We start from the raw sequence: 4,180 nt of genomic DNA, 5'->3' as shown, positions 1-4,180 counted from the left end.
CCCGCGAGCGGTTCGGCGCGTTGCCCGCCGTCACGGAGTTCCGCAGCACGCCCGGCGTCGGCGTGACCGGCGTGGTCGAGGGACGCACGGTCAGCGTCGGACGGACGAAAGGCGCCGCGGTCGGCGTGACCTGGGACGGCGAGGTCCGCGGCACGCTGACCGTCGCCGACACGATCAAGCCGACGTCCGCCCGCGCCGTCGCCGAGCTGCGGGAACTCGGCCTGACGCCGGTGCTGCTGACCGGCGACGACGAGGGCGTGGCCCGGGCGATCGCGGCCGAGGCGGGCATCGACGAGGTGATCGCCGAGGTGCTGCCGGAGGGCAAGGTCGACGTCGTCAAGCGGCTGCAGGCGCAGGGGCGCGTGGTGGCGATGGCCGGCGACGGCGTCAACGACGCGGCCGCGCTCGCCCAGGCGGACCTGGGCTTGGCGATGGGCACCGGTACGGACGCGGCCATCGAGGCGAGCGACCTGACCCTGGTGCGCGGCGACCTGCGCGTCGCGGCCGACGCGATCCGGCTGGCGCGCCGCACGCTCGCGACGATCAAGGGGAACCTGTTCTGGGCGTTCGCCTACAACGTGGCGGCGCTGCCGCTGGCGGCGCTCGGCCTGCTGAACCCGATGATCGCGGGCGCGGCGATGGCGTGCTCGTCGGCGTTCGTGGTGAGCAACAGCCTCCGGTTGCGCCGCTTCCGCTGAACCCCCGGAGGGTATAGTCGGTGGTCAGGGACGTGGACGAGGGGACAGGTGGGATGACGGGTTACGGCACCGAGCGAGAGGCCTATCTCAAGCGCTTGCGCCGGATCGAAGGGCAGATCCGCGGGCTGCAGCGCATGGTCGAGCAGGACAAGTACTGCATCGACATCCTGACCCAGGTGTCGGCGGCGACGAAGGCGCTGCAGTCGTTCTCGCTGGAGCTGCTGGACGAGCACCTGGCGACCTGCGTCGTCCAGGCGGCGGCTTCCGGCGGCGAAGAAGCGGACCTGAAGGTGCGCGAGGCGTCGGACGCGATCGCGCGGCTCGTCCGCTCCTAACGCACGAGTACGGCCAGGGTGAGGCCGCCGGCGTTGGTCGTGAAGTGCACGATCACGGAGGCGAGCACGCCCCGGCCGGCGTGCCGCCACCAGTGCAGGAAGATCCCGGCGACCCCCGCCGCGGCCATGGCGAGCACCTGCAGCACCACCACGGGCGTCGCCCCGAACACGGCGTGGACCGCGGCGTTGCGGCCGATGGCGAGCGCGGGCAGGGCGTGCCAGAGCCCGAAGAGCGCGGCCGAGCAGAGGATGGGTGGCCAGCGCCAGCGGTCGTCGGTCGCGCCGAAGAGGCCGGGGAGCACGCCGCGGAAGGCGACCTCTTCGATGAGGACGGTCCCGAACAGGATGCGGCCGCAGGTCAGCCAGAGCAGCTGGCCGAGGTCGGGGTCGCCGACGCGGCCGTCTTGGTAGACGGTGCGGAGGGCGGGGACGGCGAGGGCGATCCCGAAGACGGTGGCGATGAGCGCGGCGCCGGCGAGACCGACCAGCGCGGGGCGGCGGAGGGTGCTCAGGCCGAGGTCGGTCCAGGTGCAGCCGGCTGCTCGGGCGAGGGCGATGAGGATGAGGGCGGCGGTGAGGCCGCAGAGGGGGTAGGCCCAGCCGGGGAGGACGCGGTTGGCGAGCGTGGTGGCCGCGGCGAGGGTGAGGATAGCCGTGACCAGGGCGAACACGCGGCGGGGTGGGAACGGGACGGCGTCGGTCAACGGAGGGTGCCTTGCGAAGTCGCGTCGGGCTTGGCGGAGCGGCCACCGACCACCTCCGGAGCCAACGTCAGCTGACCGGGTCGGCGAGGTTGTCCGCTGGTGAACGGCGTTGGACCGGCACTCTCTTCGCCATCGGCATCGGCAACGTCGCTTCCGGGTCGAACGGTGCCGGCCGGTCGTCCAGCGCCACCGCCGCCTGCGTCAGGAGCGTGCGGCAGCCCGTCAGGCTCGCGTGCAGCTTGTCGCGGACCTCGTTCAGCGCCGTGACCTCGCGTTCGGCCGCGCCGACCAGTGCCTCCGCGCGCTGGGTGGCCTCGGCCACCAGCTGATCCGACTTCGCGCGGGCCGCCGCTTCCTGGTCGGCCAGTTCGCGCATCGCCTCCGCGCGGCGGACCGTCATCGCGCGCTTGTGGTCTTCCTCCAGCTCGGCCCGGCGGTGCGCCGCCGCCTCGTCGAGCTCGCGGCGGCGCTGCTCGGCCGCCCGCATCAGCTCTTCGTGCTCGGCGCGGTGGCGGTCGCGTTCGGCCTCGGCCGCGGCCACGAGACGGCGCTCCTCCGCGGTCAGCCGGACGGCCTCGGCCTCCGCCTCGCGGCGGATGTCCGCCGCGGTTTCCGTTGCGCGCGTGGTGATTTCGGTGGCCTCTTCGCGGGTCAGCTCGATCATCCGGCGGGAGCGCTCCTGCAGGGCGTCCGGCGCGATCGGGGTGCGGCTGATCCGGTCGATCTTCACGCGGAGCTCGCCGTTCTGCTCCGCGAGCTCGGCCACGCGGCTTCGCGCCGCGTCGCGTTCGGCGGTGAGTCTGCGGATCTCGGCCTCGGCCCAGTCGGCGTATTCCTTGACCTGGGCGCGATTGAAGCCTCGCCACGCCAGGTCGAATCGGGCCACGTCCTCGCCACCGCCCGGGGCCATGCCTCACCTCCGAATTGGATGGTTTTTCCTCGGCCGCACCTTTTCCTTGCGGTGCCGGGGAATCCGGTGTGCACCCCAGTGTGCCGCAAACCCGCCACCGCGCGCTGCCCGGGCGGGTGATCATTCGTCGAGCGGTTCCCCGGCGCCGGTGGACGTGCTGCGCACGCCGGGCAGTTCGGCGAGTTCGGCGGCGAGGTCGTAGAGATCACCGCGGCCGTCGAGGCGCAGGGTGACAACCGCGATCCGTTGCCCCTCCTCGGAAAGCGACTCGTGGTCGACGTCGACGTGCTGCACCGACCAGCCCCGGCCGGTGCAGGCGGCCAGTGCGGCGCGCAGCACGCCGTGGCCGTCGAGGTAGCTCAGCTGCAGGACCGGCGGTTGCCGCCGGTGGCGCGCGACGAACCGCTGCAACGGCGGGAAGCCGCGGGTCACCACGAAGTGCGCGATCGTCGTGCCGGCCGCGAGCACGGGCAGCCCGGCGCCGCACGCCGTGCCGACCGCGGCGGTGACCCAGATCGTCGCCGCCGTGGTCAGGCCGCGGACCGCGTCGCGGCGGACGAAGATCAGGCCGCCGCCGATGAAGCCGATGCCGGACACGATCTGCGCGGCGATCCGCGACGGGTCCAGCGAGACGTGGTCGAGGCCGAGCAGGTCGGCGAACCCGTACTTCGACACCAGCATGAACACGGCCGACCCGACGCCGACCAGGCTGTGCGTCCGCAGCCCGGCGGCCTTCATGCCGGCCTCGCGTTCGAGCCCGATGGCGACGCTCAGCACGAGCGCGAGCAGCACCGGCGGCAGCAGCTCCCACTGCGCCGACGTGGACCACAGTGTGGGCAAGGTCACGACCTCCTGTCTCTTCAGGGTGAGGGCACGCGAGGAGAACCGCAGCGCCGTCACCAGGCGATACTGTGTCATCGGGTAGCAATCCGACGTCAGCCACGGCGGAAACAGTCGCCTTGCGCGGATCGGCTGCGGACCCGTATCCGCCTACTTTTGGTCGGGCGCCGACAGCCCTCGATCGTGCCAGGGTGAGGTGAGCGCGTGACAGCGACCCGGCCGGTCCCGGCGCCGGACTTCGTGGGTTACCCGGAAGTGCGGCGCCACGTTCGCGCCCTGCTCGACGGGCGGCCCGGCACGCACCGGCGCCCGGTCCCGGCGTGTCCGAAGTGGACCGTCACGGACCTGCTCGAGCACGTCCTGGAGAAGGCCGAGGGCGTCTTCGCGCGCCTCGGCGGCACGTTGCCGCCGCGCGAGGGGCCGCTCGAGGTCCCCGGGCTGCTCGACCGCTGGGACGAGCTCGGCGACGACCTCGACCGGCGCCTCGCGGACGCGGGCGGGCGCAGCGGCGACGTGCTGGTGATGGACGCCTACACCCACGAGCTGGACCTGCGCGCGGCCCTCGGCGTGCCGCCGCCGGTGGAGCACCTGGCCTGGGCGCCGAGCTTCGAAGTGCTGGTCCGCGGCTTTTCGGGCTCGGTCGCCGGCCGCGGCCTGCCGCCGGTCCGGCTCCGCACGACGGGCGGCTCGACC

Annotated in this window: 6 protein-coding genes; 3 read left to right on the top strand and 3 right to left on the bottom strand. The window is 73.3% G+C overall.

All coding sequences use genetic code 11. The annotated features are described in order from the left end of the window. Positions 1 to 698 (top strand): HAD-IC family P-type ATPase (locus tag G3I65_RS24495; protein WP_160698175.1); only part of this gene is annotated, 698 nt, incomplete at its 5' end. Between the two features lie 53 nt (positions 699 to 751). Beyond that, positions 752 to 1,033, top strand: coding sequence for a metal-sensitive transcriptional regulator (locus G3I65_RS24490; RefSeq protein ID WP_125314973.1), 282 nt, complete (start codon positions 752 to 754; stop codon positions 1,031 to 1,033). Here G3I65_RS24490 and G3I65_RS24485 read toward each other — a convergent pair. The 3 genes from G3I65_RS24485 to G3I65_RS24475 all read right to left on the bottom strand — a co-directional run bounded on the left by G3I65_RS24485 (position 1,030) and on the right by G3I65_RS24475 (position 3,487). Continuing rightward, the gene (locus tag G3I65_RS24485) at positions 1,030 to 1,737 is read right to left on the bottom strand and encodes a CPBP family intramembrane glutamic endopeptidase (protein WP_160698174.1); all 708 of its coding nucleotides are present in this window, start codon (positions 1,735 to 1,737) and stop codon (positions 1,030 to 1,032) included. The two genes, G3I65_RS24490 and G3I65_RS24485, sit on opposite strands and share 4 nt — an antisense overlap. A gap of 67 nt (positions 1,738 to 1,804) precedes the next feature. Further along, positions 1,805 to 2,647: a DivIVA domain-containing protein gene (locus G3I65_RS24480; protein ID WP_160698173.1), complete on the bottom strand. Its 843-nt coding sequence runs from the start codon at positions 2,645 to 2,647 to the stop codon at positions 1,805 to 1,807. Positions 2,648 to 2,767: 120 nt separating this feature from the next. Continuing rightward, positions 2,768 to 3,487 carry an MgtC/SapB family protein gene (locus G3I65_RS24475; protein ID WP_239071419.1) on the bottom strand — a complete coding sequence of 240 codons (720 nt, stop codon included), beginning with the start codon at positions 3,485 to 3,487 and terminating at the stop codon, positions 2,768 to 2,770. A 204-nt stretch (positions 3,488 to 3,691) separates the two neighbouring features. Here G3I65_RS24475 and G3I65_RS24470 point away from each other — a divergent pair. Then, the coding region (locus G3I65_RS24470; RefSeq protein WP_160698171.1) for a maleylpyruvate isomerase N-terminal domain-containing protein at positions 3,692 to 4,180 on the top strand (489 nt) is incomplete at its 3' end.

The sequence above is a fragment of the Amycolatopsis sp. SID8362 genome, assembly GCF_010550475.1.
Classification (GTDB): domain Bacteria; phylum Actinomycetota; class Actinomycetes; order Mycobacteriales; family Pseudonocardiaceae; genus Amycolatopsis; species Amycolatopsis eburnea.
The sequence above is the reverse complement of the archived record's forward strand: the minus strand, read 5'-3'. Positions and strand labels throughout refer to the sequence as shown.

Excerpts from the sequence above, each read along its gene's own strand:
- G3I65_RS24490 (WP_125314973.1), top strand. The coding sequence starts at position 752 with ATGACGGGTTACGGCACCGAGCGAGAGGCCTATCTCAAGCGCTTGCGC.
- G3I65_RS24480 (WP_160698173.1), bottom strand. The coding sequence starts at position 2,647 with ATGGCCCCGGGCGGTGGCGAGGACGTGGCCCGATTCGACCTGGCGTGG.